The sequence below is a fragment of the Streptomyces sp. AA4 genome (assembly GCF_000158875.1).
Classification (GTDB): domain Bacteria; phylum Actinomycetota; class Actinomycetes; order Mycobacteriales; family Pseudonocardiaceae; genus Amycolatopsis.
Genome location: NZ_GG657746.1, coordinates 5226388 through 5243133, shown reverse-complemented (window position 1 = coordinate 5243133; position 16746 = coordinate 5226388). Strand labels below are relative to the sequence as shown.

Genomic DNA, 16746 nt, shown 5'->3' with positions numbered 1-16746 from the left:
TCTTGTAGCGAAACCATGACACTGCCCTGACGAGATCTCGAAATCCGGAGGCCAGGCTCGAAGGCATGGCAGTGCTGACTCCTGAAACGCCGACCGTGCCCCTGTCCTCGCCCCGGCACGCCCTCGTCCCTCCGCGGCGGTCGCGGACCGCCGTGCTGGTCGCGGCCGCGATCGGGTTCGCCGTCGCGTTCGTCGTCGCCTACCTGCTGTTCGTGCGGACCGAGGCCGGGCAGCGCGCGGAGGACGGGGTCGTCCGGTTCGCGCAGCACCTTCCGCGGTCCACTGTGGACTGGGCACGCCCGCTGGCCGGGATCGACGGGGTCGAGGTGTTCGGCGCGGCCGGGATCGTCATCGTGGCGCTCGCGGTGCTGCGCAAGCGGTTCGCGCTCGGGGTGACCGCGCTGGTGCTGTATTTGCTGCCGCTGGCCGCCGCGCAGCTGCTCAAGATCTACCTGCTCGACCGGCCGGACGTCGGTTCGAGCGGGGCGCCGCACCACAACAGCTTTCCGAGCGGGCACGTGAGCGCGGCCACCGCCGTGCTGCTGGCACTGGCCGTGGTGCTGCCCGCGCGGTTCCGGACCTGGGTGCTCGCCGTGGGTGCGCCCGGGGTCGCCTGGGTGGCCGCGGCGACCGTCGCGCTCAGCTGGCACCGCCTTTCGGACACCGTGGGCGCCTGCCTGCTGGTGGCCGCGGTCGTGACGGCGGGCGCGGCGGTCGTCTCGGCGCGGCGTCCGGACGGCGGCCGGATTCCGCCGGTGCTGACCGCGGTCGCGCTGCTCGGGCCGGTCGCGGTGGTGCTGGGCGGGTACGCGGTGCTGGCGTCGGCGACGTCGGTGCCCGCCCGGTCCGTGGCGGCGCTGGTGCTGGCGGCGTTGAGCGCGGTGGCGGTGGTGCTGCTGGCGGCCGGACCGCTCCGCCGGGTGAATTTCGACCCGTCCGGGGCACGGAACCGGTTGCACGACGCGGAGTCCCGCTGAGGGGTCGCCGGCGCCGGTTCTCCCCGGCGTTGCCGCTTACGAGGGATTCCGGCGCGGTTTGATCCGCACGGCGGGCAGCGGGGGAGCGGGCAGCCGCGCCGGGCCGCCGGGGTACGGCTCGATCTCGCCGAACTGGTCGGAGTGCGCCTCCCACGCCGCGCGGTATTCGGCGATCTCGTCGTGGCTGCGGCCGACGAAGTTCCACCACATCAGGATTTCCTCGCCGAACGGCGGCCCGCCGAGCACGATCGCCCGCGCCGCCTCTGGGCCGGGGTTGTGCAGGTCGAGCTTGGCCGCGCCGATGCCGAGGTAGCCGAGCTGGGCCCGCTGCAGCGGGGTGCCGCCGAAGGTGAGTTCTCCGGTGTCGAGCAGGACGCCGTGCTCGAAGGACGGGTCCGCGTCGAGGCTGAGACGCGCACCGGGGTCGAGGACGATTTCCGCGCCCAGCAAGGGAGTGAAGGTCTGCACCGGCGAGGTTTGCCCGGCCAGCGTGCCGAGGAAGACGCGCGCGGTGGCACCGTCGAGGTCGACGGCCGGCGGGGCGTAATGCTGGAAGTCGCGAGCGGTGTGCCGGTGCTCGTCCGGCAGCGCGACCCACAGCTGGACTCCGTGCAGCGTCGTGGTTTCCGGCGTCGACACCTCTTCGTGGCAGATGCCGTGCCCGCCGGTCATCAGGTTCAGCTCGCCGGGCCGGACCATCGCGTGCGAACCGAGGCTGTCGCGGTGCTCGATCTCGCCGGTGAACAGCCAGCTCACCGTCTGCAGCCCGGTGTGCGGATGCGGGCCGACGGACATGCCGCCGCTGACGGAGGTGTCGTCCGGGCCGTAGTGGTCGGCGAAGCACCACGCGCCGATCAGCGACCGCTGCCGCTGCGGCAGGGTGCGGCGGACCGGCATCGCCCGCGGGCCGCCGAGCGGGACGGAACGGGAGTCGAGGATCTCGACCTTGCCGGGGTCGACGGGGTCTCCGCCGCAGGCCAGTTCGGCGGGGTCGGTCTCGACGTTGCTCATGCCTGACACGATAACCGGCCGCGCGCGAGATCCTGCTCGGCTGTCCGTGCGGGGAGCCCCGAGTCCGTGAAGGGGCCCTTGAGGGAATCAGATTCCCTCAAGGAGCCCTTCACGGACAGTCGGCGCGGGTCAGCGGCCGAGGCGGTTGCGCAGCCAGTCGAGCGCGGTCGGGAGCGCGTTCAGCACCGAGATGTGCCCGTCGCGCGGACGGAGCCACAGCTCGGCGTCCGGGAGGTTCCGCAGGAGCCATTCGCTGTGGCTGACCGGGACGACCCGATCGGCCTGGCCGTGCACCAGCAGCACCGGAACCCGGACGTCGGCGGCGGAGAAACCCCACGGCGTCACGTACGCGAGGTCGTCGTCGGCTTCCGCGGCCACGTCACCGGAAGCACCGGCGTCCTGGCCCAGCGGGCCCCACTCGCCGCGCAATGCCGCCCAGTCCGCGTCGGTGAAGCTCGTCGGGTCGAATTCTTGCGTTTCTCCGTGCTGCAAGCGGGTTTCCCGACCCTTGCGGGCGGCGCGCAACGAGCTGTCGTCGACCATTCCGCCGTACCAGTCGTACTCCTCGGAGTACGGAGCCAACCCGGCGAGCGATACCGCCGCCGGCACCCGATCCGGCAGCAGCGCCGCGCAAGCCAACGCGTGCGGTCCGCCCCCGGACGCGCCCAGCACCGCGAACTGAGGCAAGGCCAGTGCGTCTGCCAGGTGCCGGACGTCCTCGGCCGCCGAACCCACCGTCCGCCCGACGTCCGAAGTGGACCCGCCGTACCCGGGCCGGCCGTAGGAAACGACCCGGAAACCCCGCGCGGCGGCAGCCTCCACCATGGGCGGAAGCAACCGGCCGGACTGCGGGGTTCCGTGGTGCCACACCAGCGGGAAACCGTCGCCGCCGGTGTCGTGCACCCGAAGATTCCGGCCGTCCGGCAGCGATAGATCAGTCGTCCCCATGCCGGGGGACTCTAGCCGCTCCGGCGCGCCCGGTCGGCGAAATTGTCCCAGGCCTGCCGGACCAGCGCGGGATGCGCGAGAAGGTCCGACGCCGTGCGGGCCAGCGCGGACGCCGTCGCGAGCAGCACCGTCCGGGCCCGCGGCGACGCCGTCGCCTCGGCGAACGCCCGGCTGCCGACCGCGCGCACCGGATCGTGGAGCGCGACCGACGGATGGATCGTCGGCATCCGCACGCTCAGGTCGCCCACCTCGGCCCGGCCGGGGATCGCCGCGGCGCCCGACGGGGCCGCGTGGATCCCGCACGCCGCGAGATGCCGGGCGAAATGCCCGGACAGCACCGGATTGTCCTGGAACCGCGCGTGAATCGGGCCGAATCGTTCGACGTTCGCCTTCGTTCCGGTCGCCATCGCGGCGCCTTCGGCGGCGGTGGTCACCTCGGTGACGACTCGGCCGAGCGTTTCGGAATCCGGCGCGCGCAATCCGAAGCGGGCCTCGGCGAAATCGGGCACCACGTCGGTGGATTCCCCGCCGTGCGTCACGATTCCTTGCACGGCCGCACCAGCGGGCAGCCGGGCGCGCAGCGCGGCGATCGCGGTGAAAACCTGCACCAGCCCGGCGACCGCGTCGGTGCTGTCTTCGGGCGCCGGTCCGGAATTCCCGTGCACGGTCACCCGCAGTTCGGTCCGCGCGGCCAGCGGCGCGGCGGCCCAGGTGTGCACGCCGGGCTGGAACGTCAGCACCGCGTCGATCCCGTCGGCGGGGCGGTCGGTGACGACGACGGAACCGGATTCCAGCGTCCGGACGGTGGCGAGCGCGGCGCCGAGCACCGCCGCCGCGACGAGGTTGTGGCCGAATTCCCGGAGCCGGTCCGACGGAAGCAGCAGGGCGACGCACGGACGTCCGGCGCCGTACCGGGCAGTGCGCCCGGTGATTTCGAAACCGGCCTGCGCGAGCGGGGAGAGATCCGGCGCCTCGTCGCCCGCCGGTTCGCGGGACCAGGCCCAGAGCCGCTCGGCGAGCAGCTCGATCTCGTGGTCGGTCCGGTCGTGCCGGTCCTCGTCGGGCTCCATGCCGCCCAGGTACCCATCCGGCGGGCATTCGATCCCTGCCGAAAGTGGGTAATTCGGCCGTGGGCGCGGCCGCGCCGGTGCGCGAGGGTCACCGGTATGACAGCGGGAAGCTACCGGGTGCTGCCGGCCGAGGTGTCGGCGATCGTGAAGAACGTGGAAGGCCTCGGCGCCGCGGCGTTCTCGGCCGTCCGCGACCTCGAGACGCTCGTGATCGACGCCTTGTCGTTCGCGGGCATCGGCAGCGGGGTCGCCGCGGCGAACACCTTGCTGCAGTCCAAGCTCGTGTCCTCGCTCGGCGATTTCGTGAAGCTGATCGAGCAGGTCAACGGCAAGGTGGCGCACGCGGCGCAGAACTACGCCGACGCCGACGCCGCGGTCGCCGAAGGCTACGGCGGCGGGCGAGCCGGGTCCGGCGGGGGCGGTGCGGCTGCTGGGGGTGCCGCACCGCAGCAGCTGGACGACCGGGTCGTCGATTCGATCATGCGGTCCGAGGGCGCGACCGGCGAGCAGGGCGGCGTGCGCGAGGCGTACGGGTTCCGCCAGAGCATGCACAACGGCTACGACCAGATCATGGCCGCCCGTCAGCAGTACGGCCTCGGCAGCCCCGAGGAACGCGCGGTGGTCGCGCAGCTGATGACCGCCAACGCGCGCCGCGCCGGGGCGCTGGAGTTTTCCGACCCGGGCACGCAGGCGGCGATCATGTCCGGCGCGCACATGCGCGGCGCGGGCGGCGTCCGGGCGATCCTGAACCACATGGGCGGCGCGGACATCGTGCAGAGCGCGCGCACCCTCGACCCGGCCGCCGTGCAGCATCTGCAGGGCCTGTCGCCGGAGGAATTCCAGCAGCAGTTCCGCGACGCGCGGATCGAATACGACCGCGAGGTCTACGGCGACACGACCACCCGCCAGAACGGGCACACGCAGAACTGGTGGGACCGCTACGGAAACGGCCTGACCCAGCGCTACGACCGCGAGCAGCGGGAGTTCCTGCGGCTGTCGCGGTGATCCCGTTCAGTCCATTTCGGACAGCCGGGCCGTCAGGTCCTCGACCAGCCGGGTCAGCAGCCGGTCGAGGACCTGGCGGTCTTCCGCTGTCCAGTCGCTGAGCGCGTCCGCGAACCAGCCTTCGATCACCTCGACGTAGCGTTCGCTCGCGGCTTTTCCTTCCGGCGTCAGCTCGATCAGCCGGGCCCGCTGGTCGTCCGGATCGGCCACGCGCCGCACCAGCCCCCGGCTCTCCAGCCCCTGCACCTGCCGGGTCACGTGCGGGCCGACGACGTTCATCCGGTTCGCGATCTCGCCGACCCGCAGCGGCCCGCCCTCGACGTGCAGGATGCCGAGCACGCTCATCGCCGGCCGCTCCAGCGGCAGCCCGGTGGCCGCGACCGCGCGCTCGAAGAGCTTGCCCCGGCGCAGCGTCCCGCTCAGCTCGTTCAGCCGGGGGAGCAGGTCCCGGAGCAGGGAAGGGACGGCGGACATCGCGGGCTCCTTGAATAGATACCTAACTTAGGTATACGGTTGGCCGGTCGGGAAAATGATACCTAAGGTAGGCATCTATCGCCTGCCGGGGGACAAGGGGAGAACCATGAGCAGGAGTGTGCTGATCTCGGGGGCGAGCATCGCGGGCCCGGCGCTGGCGTACTGGCTGAACCGGTATGGCTTCGCGGTCACTGTCGTGGAGAAGGCGGCGGCGGTGCGCGGCGGCGGGTACCCGATCGACATGCGCGGCCCGGCGGTCGAGGTGCTGCGGCGGATGGGGCTGGAGGAGAAGGCGCGCGAGCGGCACGTCGGCACCCGGCGGCTTTCGTTTCTCGACGCGGAGGGGGTCGTGTTGAACAGCGTTGCCCCAACGGCGATCACCGGGGACGAGACCGGGTACGACATCGAACTGGCCCGCGGCGACCTGACCGGCCTGCTGTACGACGCGGTTCGCGACGACGTCGAGTTCCGCTTCTCGGAGTCGATCGCCGCGCTGGACGACCGCGGCGACCGGGTCGACGTGACCTTCGCCAGCGGCCGGAGCCAGACGTTCGACCTGGTCATCGGTGCGGACGGACTGCACTCGAAGACCCGTTCGCTGGCCCTCGGGCCGGAGGAGCGCTTCCACCGCTACCTCGGCTGCTGCTTCGCCGGATTCACCCTGCCGAACCATCTCGGCCTCTCGCACGAGGGAATGGCGTGGGCGGCCGCGGGCCGGTCGGCGGCGCTCTACGCGGCGGGCGACCGCGACGCCGGCCAGGTGCACGGGTTCCTGATTTTCACCCATCCCGAGCCGCCGTTCTCCGCGTTCGCCGACCCGGCCGCGCAGCGTGCTCTCGTCGCGAGCCGTTTCGAGGGCTTCGGGTGGGAGGTGCCGCGGATGGTCGAGGCGATGCGTTCGGCGGACGACCTGTTCTTCGACGTGGTCAGCCAGATCCATCTGCCGGTCTGGTCGAAGGGCCGCGTCGCGCTGGCCGGGGACGCCGCGCACGCGACGTCGTTCCTGTCCGGGCAGGGTTCGAGTCTCGCGATGATCGGCGCGTACCTGCTGGCGTACGAGCTGGCCGACGCTCCGCACGACGTTGCCTTCGCGGCGTATGAGCAGCGGTCGCGGGAGTTCGTGGAGGCCAACCAGGCGCTCGCGACCGGCGGGTCGGCGGTGATGTCGCCGCGCACCGAGGCGGAGGTGGCGGCGCGGAACGCGGCGTTGCGGGAGTTGGACGGGTTGCCGGGGGAGTCGAGTTCTGAGGTGCACAACCTGCTGGTGTTGCCGCCGGAGCGGGCGACCGTCTGAGTTTCGGTTGGCGAGTCGCGGCCGGGCTTGCGAGTAGCGGTTGCGGGTGTACAACGTGCTGACGCTGCCGCCGGTGCGCGCGATCGGCTGAACCGCGGCTGGCGAGTCGGGGCCCGGTCCGTCGCGGCGGCGTGCGAGGCTACCCGGCGGCATTGCGCGGTGACGGAACGGGGCGGGATGAACGCGATTGCGCGCGGCGGCGGGATGCTCGCGGCGATTCTGGTGGTCGTCGGCGGCACGGCCGGGCTCGGGGTGGCGCTCGGGCTCGGCGCGACGGCGATGCTGGCCGGGCTGACCGCGTTGTTCTGCTTCATCGCCGCGACCGGCGGGCCGTTGCGGCCGGATCTGCGGCTGCTCGCCGCGTTCGCTCCGGCGGTGGTGCTGGGCGGGGCCGGGCCGCGGCTGCTGGGCGAGGTGTCGCCGGCCGCGTCGATCGCGCTGCTCGTGCTGGTGGTGTTCGCGGCGGCGCTGGTGCCCGCGCTCGGGTCGCGGTACGTGACGGTCGGGCTCGGGCTCGGCATGGCTTCGGTGTTCGGCTACGGCTTCCAGTTGAGCGGGACGGCGAGCCCGGTGCAGATCATCTGCGCACCGGCGCTGGCCGTCGGGGTCGTGTTCGTGCTGCGGCTGCTGATGGGGCTGAGCGATCCGGGCAAGCCGACCCGTACCGCCCTTGCCGACGCACTCGCCGGGCCGGATCGCGCGAGTGCGGAGCGGGCGGTGCGGCTGTGGGTGACTGACCGGCCGCGGGCGTGGCAGGCGCGAGTACTCGCCGGTGGCGCGCGGTACCACGGCACGGCCGCGTTGCTGCGGGATCGCCTGCGCGCGTTCGACGAGGAGCAGGCGGCGGAGGTTTCCCGCGTGCTCGACGCCGCGGACGAACAGGTCGCGGCGCTGGCCGAAGCAGTGCGGGCCAAGACCGTTTCGGAGCCGCCGGAGATCGAACGCGTAGACCCGGACGTCGCGTTGCCTGGCGACACCGCGGCGCTGCTCGAGGAAGCCTGGGCCGGGTTGTTCGCGATCCGGGAAGCCGTGCTGAATCGCGACGAGTCCATTGTGGACTTCCCGAAGCATCTCGTCCGGGAAGCCTTGCGGCGTGAGGCGACCGGGGTGTTCTCGTGGCGGTCCGCGCAGTTGCGGCACGCGGTCCGGGCCGCGCTCGGGATGCTGGTCGCCGCGGTGATCGCGACGTTCCGTCCGGGCGACCCGCTCACGGTGTCGTTCCTGATGACGACGTTCGCCCTGATGCAGCCGGAATGGCGGGACACGCTGGCGAAGGCGTGGCAGCGCGCCGCCGGTGCGGTGGCCGGGGCCGTGGTGCTGGCGGTCGCGTTGTGGCTGCTGCCGCCGGGCGCGTTGCTGCCGCTGGGGATTGTCGCGCTGCTCGTCGGATTCCCGTTCATGCAGGTGCAGCCCATGGTGTTCAACGGCTGCATGGTGCTGATGAGCGTCGGGATGAACGCGACGACGCGGCATCTCGACGCGGGTTCGGTGCTCGTGGAGTACCTGCTGCTGGTCGCGCTGGCAGTGGTGATCGGCCTGCTGTTCGGCTTCGCCGCGGTGCCCGGCGTGCCGAAACCTTCGGTGGCACAACGGTTTTCCGACGCCGTCTCCGAGACTGGCGAGCTGCTCGCGTCAGTGGCCGAGCGGTTGCGCGGCGGAGGCGGCCGGCGCGAGGTCGCGCTGCGGTTCCGCGCGGCGGCCCGGACGCACCAAGACCTGTTGAGCCCCGAGCCCGGCAGCCGGGAGCCTTCGCCGGAGCAGCGCGAAGCTTTGGAAGAGGCCGGACAGGGCTTGCGCGGCCTCGCGGCTTCGGCGGGCGCGCTGCTGCAGCGAGACGGTCAGTCGCCCGCGATGGCGTCCTTCGCCGAGGCTGCGGCGGGTGCGCTGGCGGGGAGCGGGGAACTGCCGCCGCGCCCGGCGGAGGCGGACGAGGAGGAGCGGCTGCTGGCCGACCTCGTCCGGGCTGACCTGCTGCGCGTGCACCGCGGCGCGGAGGTCCTCGCGGGCTGACCGGTCGCCCGCCTGCGACTACGCCGGCTCGGGGTGCCCCACGCAACACAATTCCCCCGGGCACCCCGCCGAAATCCGGGTAATAGTAAGCAGCATGGACTCCGCGCTCCCGCTGGACGGAATCACCGTCGTCTCGATCGAACAGGCGGTCGCCGCCCCGCTCGCCACCCGCACGCTGGCCGACCTCGGCGCTCGCGTCATCAAGGTGGAACGAGCGGACGGCGGCGACTTCGCCCGCGAATACGACCACGTCGTGCACGGCACCGGCGCCCATTTCGTCTGGCTCAACCGAGGCAAGGAGTCACTGGCCGTAGACCTCAAAACCGAGGAAGGCCGCGACGTCGTCCGGCGGCTCGTCGCCCGCGCGGATGTCTTCGTCCAGAACCTGGCCCCCGGTGCGGCCGCTCGCCTGGGGTTCAGCGCGGCCGAGCTGCGGGCCGAGCACCCGGAGCTGGTGGCGGTCGACCTCTCCGGCTACGGCACCGGCGGTCCGCGGGAACAGCGCAAGGCCTACGACATGCTGGTCCAGGCCGAAGCGGGCCTGATCGGCATCACCGGCACGCCGGACACGCCGGTCAAGACCGGCATCCCGACCTCCGACATCGCCTCCGGAATGTACTGCGCCCAAGCAGTGCTGGCCGCCCTCCTGCGCCGGTGGCGGACGGGGCAGGGCGCGACGGTTGAGGTCACGATGCTGGAGGCGACCGTCGAATGGATGGGCTACGCGATGTACAGCCAGATGTACTCCGGACGCCAGCCCGCGCGGATGGGGTTGAGCCACGCCTCGATCGCCCCCTACGACGCGTACCCGACGAAAGACGGGCAGATGCTGATCGGGGTCCAGAACGACAGCGGCTGGCGGACCCTGGTCACCTCGGTGCTCGAAGCCCCGCACCTGGCCGACGACCCGCGGTTCACCACGAATGTCCTGCGCGTGGAACACCGCGCGGAATGCGACGCCGCGGTCGCCGCCGAGACCGTCCGATGGTCCACAGTGGAATTGGACGACCGGCTCGCGAAAGCGGGAATCCCTGCGGCACAAGTGAAACAGGTCGCCGATGTGGTAGCCGACCCGCAGCTGCGCGCCCGGGACCGCTGGCGCAAGATCGGCACCGAACACGCGACGGTCGACGCGCTGCTGCCGCCGGTGACGTTCGCGGACGTCGAGGCGCGGATGGGCGACGTCCCGGCCTTCGGGGCGCATACCCGTGCGCTGCTTGAAGAAGCCGGGGCGGACGCGGACGACCTGCTGCGCCGGGGGATCGCCGCCGAGCCGCGTTGACAGTTGTATGGTGCATCTCTAGCATGCGGGGACATGCCGGGAGAAGACCGCGACGGCGATGCCCTGGACGCTATCCACCGCGCGATGATCCTGTTTTCCCGCGGCTCGCGGGTGCGTTCGAACGAGCTGTACGAGGGGCTCGGGTTCGTGCAGTACACGATGCTGTCCTCGATCGACCTCGCCGACTGCGCGCACGCGGCGGATCTCGCCCAGGAGTACGGGCTCGACCCCTCGACGGTGAGCAGGCAGCTGGCGGAACTGGAGAACGCGGGGCTGGTGGTGCGCGGCCCGGATCCGCGGCATTCGCGTCGGCAGCGGCTGGAGTTGACCGAGACTGGGCACCGCGCGCTGGCGGTCACGCGTGCGGCGCAGCGGAAACGGCTCGAGGACCGGTTGCGGGACTGGCCGCGGCGGGACGTGGCGGAGTTCGGGAGGTTGCTGTCCCGGTTCGTCGAGTCGTAGCTGTCCACTGTGGACTGAACTCCGGCGCTGGCGGTCAGCCTCGGCGGATCGGGCCCAGTTTCGCGGAAAGGTCTTCCGCGAGGTCGGCCGGACGGGGCGGCCCGGCGGCGCGGTCGGCGGCCCAGGCCAGCGCGAGGCGGCTCGGTTCCCAGCCGTCCTCGTCGATGCGGACCAGCTTGAACTCCGGCGGCGAGAACATCCGGCCGATGAACGACGCCGGCGCGTAGGACACGAGCGCGACCAGGCGCCGGTTGAACACCTGCGCGGCCATTTCGAGTTCGCCGCCGCGCCCGCTGACCGCGCGCACGATGTTCCGGACGCCGCGTTTCGCGAGCAGCCGGGTCAGCGCGGCGAGGATGACCGGGTTCGGCCGGGCGAAGTCGATGACCACCTCGCGGTCGCGCAGTTCCTCGATGTGCACGAGGTCGCGGCAGGCGAGCGGATCGTCCGCGCGGACCGCGATCGCGCCCTGGTACTCGGCGACGGTCCGGGCGCGCAGCCGCGGATCCTCGACGGCGAGGTGGATCAGCCCGAGTTCCAGATGCCCGGACACGAGTTTCGCGGTGACCTCGGCCGCCGACCCGGCCACCTCGAACGTCGCCGGGGAGGCCAGCCCGCCGACCGCGGTTTCCAGGTCTTCGAGCAGATCCGACGGCGCGTACGCGGTGGCCCCGACCCGGATCGGCGTGCCGTCTTCGAGGACTCCGGCCGCGATCTCCTTCAGACCGTCGACCTGGCGCAGGATCGCCCGCGCCGGACCGAGCAGCGCCTGGCCGAGCGGCGTGAGCCGGACCTCGTGGTAGTGCCGTTCGAACAGCGGCCCGCCGAGTTCGCGTTCGAGCTGCTTGATCTGCTTGCTGAGCGGCGGAGGGGTGATCCGCAGCCGGTCCGCCGCGCGCTTGAAGTGCAGTTCGTCGGCGACAACCCTGGATCTCCTAGTGCACTCTAAACAGCCCCCTGAACTGGTCAAATGTGCTGGCGGCCGACACGAACATTTGGAGGAGCCGACCGCGTTCGGCTGACCGACGGCCATCCACCCAACGGCGACACCGGCTATGGGCCACGACAGACTCATGCAGCGGCCACTTCTTACGGCGCGACGAGCAACCAGTCGACGACGAGAACGGCCGAATAGATCACCAGACCAGCAGCAAGGCAGGCCCATCGTGTCCAGGGGCGTCGGCCGAGTTTCGCTGCGCAGATCCATGTGACTGCTACCGAGGCAGCCCATCCGACGAGCGGCAGCCACCATGCGACGCTTTGCCCGGTGCCGGTGCACACGAACGCCGTCGCGCCGACCCTGCACGGGTCACTGCTCATTGTCCCGGCCGTGGCAAACACAAACGCAATCACGCCGGAGGTGCTAGCCGACGCCCAGCAGGCTGCCGCGAACAGCAGCCGAGAAAGGCGACCGCTCGCGCCCGTCGGACTCGAAAGAAAGCGACCATTTGGTTGATTGCGTTTCATCTGACAGGAAGGGATGTAATTGAAACTACTTTTTCATGAGGTGGCATCCCGTAATTAAGGAAATTACGGTGTTCTTGCCGGAGCCGACGGAGATCTGCGCGCCAAACTTGTCTGTAAGGGTGAGTTCGGCGTCGCCAGCCTGGTTCGTGTCGAGGGTGACCGTCGTGAACCCGTAGCCGCCCGCTACTTCGCGCGCTACCTGCTTTGCCTGCTCCCAGCGAGCCAGTAGAGATGTCGGTGAATACCACCGGGACAGGAACTTCTTGGCAGCCTCTTTCTCGGTCAATTCCGCAAATTGTGGAGCGCATCCGCTGTATTCGGCGGTTCCTGGCTCTTCGGTCCATTGTTCGACCTTGAAATCAGCGGTCATGCGTGCCCGGAGCGTGGCGAGAAGCTGTTCGTAGCGGGCGGCAGCTTCATCCAGGGTCGGACGGGTCGCCAGTTGCGCGTGCTGTTGCTGCTTAGACATCGAGGGTCCTGTGGGTTGTGGGTCAAGGTACTCGTGACCGTCGCTGCATCCGCCAAGCAGCAACGCGCAGGCCAGCGCTGTGCTGATGGGCCACACTCGTGCGGACAAGTGATCGACTTCCTACTGGGCGGGGACCGTCAACTGCGGCTTGTCGGCCACGATTGCGGCGATGTTGTGCTTGCTGGTGCTGTCCACGCCGTCCGGCGTGGTCATCGTGTACTGGCTGTGCCCGTGGGACGCGGCGAGGGGGCCATCGGGTCCCATGGCGGCGTCGGCAGAGAGCTGGTTCATGCCCTCCATCGCGTAGGGCGCAGCCCCGTAACGCCAGGTCTCTGGTGCCCACTTTGCGATGTCGTCACCGTCCGCTTTGATGTTGTAAGCATGCCCGTCGGGCACCTTTAGATCATGTGCCGTGTTGTCGATGCCGAAGTGATTGGCGACGCCGGGCGAGCCGAAGACCACCGCGTCGTCCACTCCGGTACCGGCATGAGTGAGGCTGATCCCAGTCACGATCGACCCTTGGGAGTGGCCGAGGGCGGTCATGTGAGGGTCGGTGGGCCGTGAGGCGTTAATGCCTTGATCAAACCGTGCAAGTTTGTCTCCGCCGAAATCGACGTTGTCGGCCGTCACCAGTCCGACAAGCGAGGATGGGTCGTCGAAGGACGATGGTTCGTAGCCGAGCCACGTGACTGTGGCGACGCTCGACATGTCACCTGCTCGGCGGAGCATGTCCTCTGCGCTCCTGCGGACACCCTGCATGTCGTTGACGTACCCGTTCATGTTGCCGTCGACTGTCGAGTTCATGCCGGGGGTGAATACCGCCACGTGCTGTGCGGTGTCGACGTCGCCGTTGGCGATGGCTGCCTTCGGGTGGTCGCCGGTCAGGTCAAGCGACATGAGCTGCCGACTGGCGTTAAGCGTGCCGTCTGGGTTGTGCATCATGCCGTCGATAGCGGTGATGGCTTTCAGTCGTTCTTCGATGCGGGCGATTTCGTCGGAGTCGCCGTCTTCTCGTTTGAGGCGGTCGAGGTCGGCGGTGAAACGCTGCCGTTCCTGGTCCATGAGTTTGAGGTTGGCTTTGCTGCGGTCGGCGGCTTTCACGCCGTCGCGGTTGCCGACCATGTCCGGGTGATCCCTGATCATCGCCTCGCGCTGGTTAGGCGAGAGCGCTGCCCACCAGGCGGCGTTCATCGAGGGGGAAGCGTCGACCGGGGGCGGAGCGAGGACCGAGAGCGCGCCCATCGCCGCGCCGGAGTTGCCTGCGGCAGCAAGGCTGGTGGTCTCGTTGTTGTTGCCGGTGGCGTCGATGGTGTGCCCCGACAGGACGCGGTCGAGCACGGCGCAGAAGTCGTTGTCGATGTCCTCGGCCTGCCGGATGACCTCTTCCACCCGGTCCCGGATCTCCGTCGAAATCCGCTGCCGTTCCTCGGCGACGGCGTCCTTCTGGTCTTCCGGGGTGTCCGGGGGCGGGCCGTTGTCGACGACCGAGCCATCGCCGCCGATGCTGAAATTGTTCGCCTTCGCGAGGCCGTCCGCTTCCTTGACGCCGTTCTGTACCCCGGTGATGGCGTCGCTGACATCTGCGGCGGCGCGCCGGACGGACGCGACCTCGGCGGCGTATTCCTCCAGGCCGTCAATGATGTCGTTGACGTTCTTCGCCGCTGCGGTGGCGGCAGCACCGTGCCAGCCGTTGGGCGTGTTGATGTCGCGCAGGTCGTCGGAACAGGCCACGACCTTGTTGTAGGCGGCGTTGAGCGCGCCGACCGCTTCTTGTAACGGCCCGGGGTTCCAGCGGGTGACGTCTGCCCAAGCGACCATCAGATCGGCCTTGCCATGCCCGTGGGCTTCGGCGCGCCGAGGTCCGCCACAGCGGCGGATTCCTGACGGCTGTAGCGATCGGCCGCGCTGGACATGTTCGCCGCGTGCTCGTCCAGCTTGCCCCCGTAGCCGCGTTCGCGATCCTGCCACGCCTGCTTCACCGACGCGAGCTTGCCGACCGCACGCGCACCAGGGACGCCCGCGTCACCGCCGGGAGCCGCCGCCGAGCACGCCGCGCCCCGCAGGCCGGCCGCGACCCGCCCCGCTGCCTGCCCGCTATGTCTGATCTTGTCGATCACGACCTGGTACCCCGTCACATGTCCTCCCTCGTAGCCTGCCGGTCACACACCGCGACACTACGGCAGCAGTAGAGCCCTGTTCAACAAGCCACACCCGTTGAACAGGGCTTAAAGGGCAGGTCAGGGGCAGCTACCTAGGTGCAGTGAGTAGAACTACTCAGGCTCGGGTCCGCTCCCCTCGGTGCCGGGTAGGGGCAGCCGTGCGATGAGCCCGTCCACACGCGCCGCGAGCGACGCCGCGCAGCCCGGTGGAACCTCACCCGCGTCCGCTGCCCGCCGCAGCTTCTCGGCTGCCGTCTTCAGCGTCTCCCGCAGGTCAGCCGCCTGTTCCTCCGGATTCTCCAGCGCCATATGCCGCCATCCTCATTTCGTTCATGCGTCCAGGGTTCTGGGCGATTCGCAGCGCGGTCGCCTGGCCGCACTTCGCCGCCCCGCCCTCGCCGCTGCGTTCGCGCCGGACGAGCAGCGCCAGCGCGGCCAGCGCGCCGATCCGGGCGCACACGTGGTCGGGATAGACCGTGACGGCGTCGCTGAACGTGCCCGGTTCGCCCGGGTAGATCCACTCGCTGGTGAGTCCGGTCGCGGCGCGCACGAGCGGGCCGTAGCCGAGCCGTTTCGCCCACGGGCCAGTCGGGCCGAACGCGGAGCTGTCCACGACGACGATGCCCGGGTTCACCTCGGCCAGCGCGGCCCGGTCGAGCCCGAGCGAGGCGATGACGCCGGGTTTGAAGTTGGTCAGCACGACGTCCGACTGCGCGACGAGCCGCCGCACCAGCGCCTGGCCTTCGGGATCGCGCAGGTTGACGCCGATGGCGCGTTTGTTGCGGTGCCCGGCGGCGAAACCGTGCGACATCAGGCCGGGCAGCGCGGCGCGGGAACCGTCCGGGAACGCCGAGTTCTCGATCTTGAGCACGTCCGCGCCGAGGTCGCCGAAGAGCCGTCCGGTGTCGCCGCCGACCACGATCACGCCGAGGTCCAGGACCCGGATTCCCTCCAGCGGACGTCCTTCGCCGCGTCGGGGGCGTGCGGCCAGGATCGGCGCGCCGGTGACTCGCGCGCCGGTGTCCGGACCGGCGACGGCGCGGTGTCCGTCGATCTCGGTGATTCCGGCCGGGACCGGCGCGACGAGACCGGGCGACAGTTCGGTGTCGCGGAAGAAGCCGCGCGCGGCGAGTTGGTCGGTGTGCAGGGCTTCGGCGAGGGTGAGCACCGCAGCGGTCGGCACGCCGTGGCGCTGGCCCTCGCATTCCAACGACGCACGGGTGCGGCCGGCGAAGAAGCGGCCGATCGCGGGCAGCAGGTCCGGCGACGCGTAACGCTCGCGCACCTGGTCGTACTTCGGGTCGGCGAATTCGGCCGGGCTGCCCATCCATTCGAACATCCCGCGCCACTGCCGCCGCGACAGCAGGCAGATCCGGATGTACCCGTCCTGGCAAGGGAAAATCGGGTACCGGTGGCGTTCTTCGGTGCGTCCGCGCGGCAGCTCGCTCAGCGGCACCCCGGCGGCGGCGCTGCCGACCATGCCGAACGCCGGGTCCAGCGCCTGCATCGCCCCGTCGAGGACGGAGAAGTCGATGCGGTCGCCGCGTCCGGTGCGCAGCCGGTCGAGGTACAGGCTCACCGCCTGGAACGCGGCTTGCGCGGCGGCGACGTGGTACGGCAGTTCGCCGGGCGGCAGCAGCGGCGCGCGGCCGGGGATGCCGGACCGGGAGAGTTCGCCGGTCAGCGCGTGGAACACCGGGGTGGTGGCCTGCCAGCGCCGCCGGGTGGTGACGCGGCCGAAGTCGCTGATCGACAGGACGACCAGCGCGGGATGCCGGGTGCGCAGGCCGGGGACGTCGAGCAGCTCTTCGGCGGGCGAACCCGGCGGAGTGGTCTCGATCAGCAGGTCCGCGTCGGCCAGCAGCTGTTCCCAGCCGTGCGAGCCGGGTTCGGCGGTGGCGTGGGCGAAGCCGTGCCGGTCGATCGCGGTGCCGATCGCGACGCCGTCGACGACCGGTCCGGTGGTGCGTTCGCCGGTGACGCCGGGCAGGACGACCCGGGTGACGCAGGCGCCGAGGTCGGCCAGCAGCCGTGCGGTCGCGGTCATCGGGCCGGAGGACAGATCGAGCACGCGGACCCCGGACAGCGGCGGGTCGTAGGTGTCGGACAAGGGAACCA

General features: G+C 70.7%; 15 protein-coding genes. 6 read left to right on the top strand and 9 right to left on the bottom strand.

Annotation, left to right across the window (positions count from 1 at the left end; genetic code table 11):
* Nucleotides 1–65 precede the first annotated feature (65 nt).
* Entirely contained in the window at nt 66–977 is a 912-nt protein-coding gene (locus tag SSMG_RS24015; RefSeq protein ID WP_009080267.1) for a phosphatase PAP2 family protein, read from the top strand.
* A gap of 36 nt (nt 978–1013) precedes the next feature.
* On the opposite strand, the gene SSMG_RS24010 is transcribed toward SSMG_RS24015, so the two are convergent.
* From SSMG_RS24010 to SSMG_RS24000, 3 genes are all read right to left on the bottom strand, one after another.
* The gene (locus tag SSMG_RS24010; protein ID WP_009080258.1) at nt 1014–1988 is read right to left on the bottom strand and encodes a pirin family protein; all 975 of its coding nucleotides are present in this window, start codon (nt 1986–1988) and stop codon (nt 1014–1016) included.
* Nucleotides 1989–2117: 129 nt separating this feature from the next.
* On the bottom strand, nt 2118–2936 hold the full coding sequence (locus tag SSMG_RS24005) for an alpha/beta fold hydrolase (protein WP_009080257.1): 819 nt from the start codon (nt 2934–2936) through the stop codon (nt 2118–2120).
* Nucleotides 2937–2947: 11 nt separating this feature from the next.
* Nucleotides 2948–4006 (bottom strand): peptidase dimerization domain-containing protein, encoded by a 1059-nt coding sequence (locus SSMG_RS24000; RefSeq protein WP_009080256.1) that lies wholly within the window; start codon nt 4004–4006, stop codon nt 2948–2950.
* 96 nt (nt 4007–4102) lie between these two features.
* Here SSMG_RS24000 and SSMG_RS23995 point away from each other — a divergent pair, with 96 nt between their 5' ends.
* Nucleotides 4103–5011, top strand: a complete 909-nt coding sequence (locus SSMG_RS23995; protein WP_009080254.1) for a hypothetical protein — start codon at nt 4103–4105, stop codon at nt 5009–5011.
* Between the two features lie 6 nt (nt 5012–5017).
* Here the strand turns inward: SSMG_RS23995 and SSMG_RS23990 are convergent, their stop codons facing one another.
* The gene (locus SSMG_RS23990; protein WP_009080251.1) at nt 5018–5485 is read right to left on the bottom strand and encodes a MarR family winged helix-turn-helix transcriptional regulator; all 468 of its coding nucleotides are present in this window, start codon (nt 5483–5485) and stop codon (nt 5018–5020) included.
* Between the two features lie 106 nt (nt 5486–5591).
* On the opposite strand from SSMG_RS23990, the gene SSMG_RS23985 reads away from it, so the two are divergent.
* The 4 genes from SSMG_RS23985 (at nt 5592) to SSMG_RS23970 (ending at nt 10533) form a co-directional block, all read left to right on the top strand.
* Nucleotides 5592–6779, top strand: a complete 1188-nt coding sequence (locus SSMG_RS23985; RefSeq protein WP_037714655.1) for an FAD-dependent monooxygenase — start codon at nt 5592–5594, stop codon at nt 6777–6779.
* 177 nt (nt 6780–6956) lie between these two features.
* Nucleotides 6957–8789 carry an FUSC family protein gene (locus SSMG_RS23980; RefSeq protein WP_009080247.1) on the top strand — a complete coding sequence of 611 codons (1833 nt, stop codon included), beginning with the start codon at nt 6957–6959 and terminating at the stop codon, nt 8787–8789.
* A 94-nt stretch (nt 8790–8883) separates the two neighbouring features.
* On the top strand, nt 8884–10071 hold the full coding sequence (locus SSMG_RS23975) for a CaiB/BaiF CoA-transferase family protein (RefSeq protein WP_009080246.1): 1188 nt from the start codon (nt 8884–8886) through the stop codon (nt 10069–10071).
* A gap of 33 nt (nt 10072–10104) precedes the next feature.
* The gene (locus SSMG_RS23970) at nt 10105–10533 is read left to right on the top strand and encodes a MarR family winged helix-turn-helix transcriptional regulator (protein ID WP_009080244.1); all 429 of its coding nucleotides are present in this window, start codon (nt 10105–10107) and stop codon (nt 10531–10533) included.
* 34 nt (nt 10534–10567) lie between these two features.
* Here SSMG_RS23970 and SSMG_RS23965 read toward each other — a convergent pair whose 3' ends face one another.
* From SSMG_RS23965 to SSMG_RS23940, 5 genes are all read right to left on the bottom strand, one after another.
* Nucleotides 10568–11503 carry a LysR family transcriptional regulator gene (locus SSMG_RS23965; protein ID WP_234392738.1) on the bottom strand — a complete coding sequence of 312 codons (936 nt, stop codon included), beginning with the start codon at nt 11501–11503 and terminating at the stop codon, nt 10568–10570.
* A gap of 522 nt (nt 11504–12025) precedes the next feature.
* The gene (locus SSMG_RS23960; protein ID WP_009080238.1) at nt 12026–12469 is read right to left on the bottom strand and encodes an LppA family lipoprotein; all 444 of its coding nucleotides are present in this window, start codon (nt 12467–12469) and stop codon (nt 12026–12028) included.
* Between the two features lie 120 nt (nt 12470–12589).
* Nucleotides 12590–14287 (bottom strand): alpha/beta hydrolase, encoded by a 1698-nt coding sequence (locus SSMG_RS23955; RefSeq protein WP_009080237.1) that lies wholly within the window; start codon nt 14285–14287, stop codon nt 12590–12592.
* Complete coding sequence (locus SSMG_RS23950; protein ID WP_009080236.1) at nt 14287–14604, bottom strand: hypothetical protein; 318 nt, start codon at nt 14602–14604, stop codon at nt 14287–14289. The genes SSMG_RS23955 and SSMG_RS23950 overlap by 1 nt, the downstream gene beginning before the upstream one ends.
* Nucleotides 14605–14902: 298 nt before the next feature.
* Nucleotides 14903–16738 (bottom strand): CoA transferase, encoded by a 1836-nt coding sequence (locus SSMG_RS23940; RefSeq protein ID WP_009080235.1) that lies wholly within the window; start codon nt 16736–16738, stop codon nt 14903–14905.
* Nucleotides 16739–16746: the final 8 nt, after the last annotated feature.

Excerpts from the sequence above, each read along its gene's own strand:
- SSMG_RS24015 (WP_009080267.1), top strand. The coding sequence starts at position 66 with ATGGCAGTGCTGACTCCTGAAACGCCGACCGTGCCCCTGTCCTCGCCC.
- SSMG_RS24010 (WP_009080258.1), bottom strand. The coding sequence starts at position 1,988 with ATGAGCAACGTCGAGACCGACCCCGCCGAACTGGCCTGCGGCGGAGAC.
- SSMG_RS24005 (WP_009080257.1), bottom strand. The coding sequence starts at position 2,936 with ATGGGGACGACTGATCTATCGCTGCCGGACGGCCGGAATCTTCGGGTG.
- SSMG_RS24000 (WP_009080256.1), bottom strand. The coding sequence starts at position 4,006 with ATGGAGCCCGACGAGGACCGGCACGACCGGACCGACCACGAGATCGAG.
- SSMG_RS23995 (WP_009080254.1), top strand. The coding sequence starts at position 4,103 with ATGACAGCGGGAAGCTACCGGGTGCTGCCGGCCGAGGTGTCGGCGATC.
- SSMG_RS23990 (WP_009080251.1), bottom strand. The coding sequence starts at position 5,485 with ATGTCCGCCGTCCCTTCCCTGCTCCGGGACCTGCTCCCCCGGCTGAAC.
- SSMG_RS23985 (WP_037714655.1), top strand. The coding sequence starts at position 5,592 with ATGAGCAGGAGTGTGCTGATCTCGGGGGCGAGCATCGCGGGCCCGGCG.
- SSMG_RS23980 (WP_009080247.1), top strand. The coding sequence starts at position 6,957 with ATGAACGCGATTGCGCGCGGCGGCGGGATGCTCGCGGCGATTCTGGTG.
- SSMG_RS23975 (WP_009080246.1), top strand. The coding sequence starts at position 8,884 with ATGGACTCCGCGCTCCCGCTGGACGGAATCACCGTCGTCTCGATCGAA.
- SSMG_RS23970 (WP_009080244.1), top strand. The coding sequence starts at position 10,105 with ATGCCGGGAGAAGACCGCGACGGCGATGCCCTGGACGCTATCCACCGC.
- SSMG_RS23960 (WP_009080238.1), bottom strand. The coding sequence starts at position 12,469 with ATGTCTAAGCAGCAACAGCACGCGCAACTGGCGACCCGTCCGACCCTG.
- SSMG_RS23955 (WP_009080237.1), bottom strand. The coding sequence starts at position 14,287 with ATGGTCGCTTGGGCAGACGTCACCCGCTGGAACCCCGGGCCGTTACAA.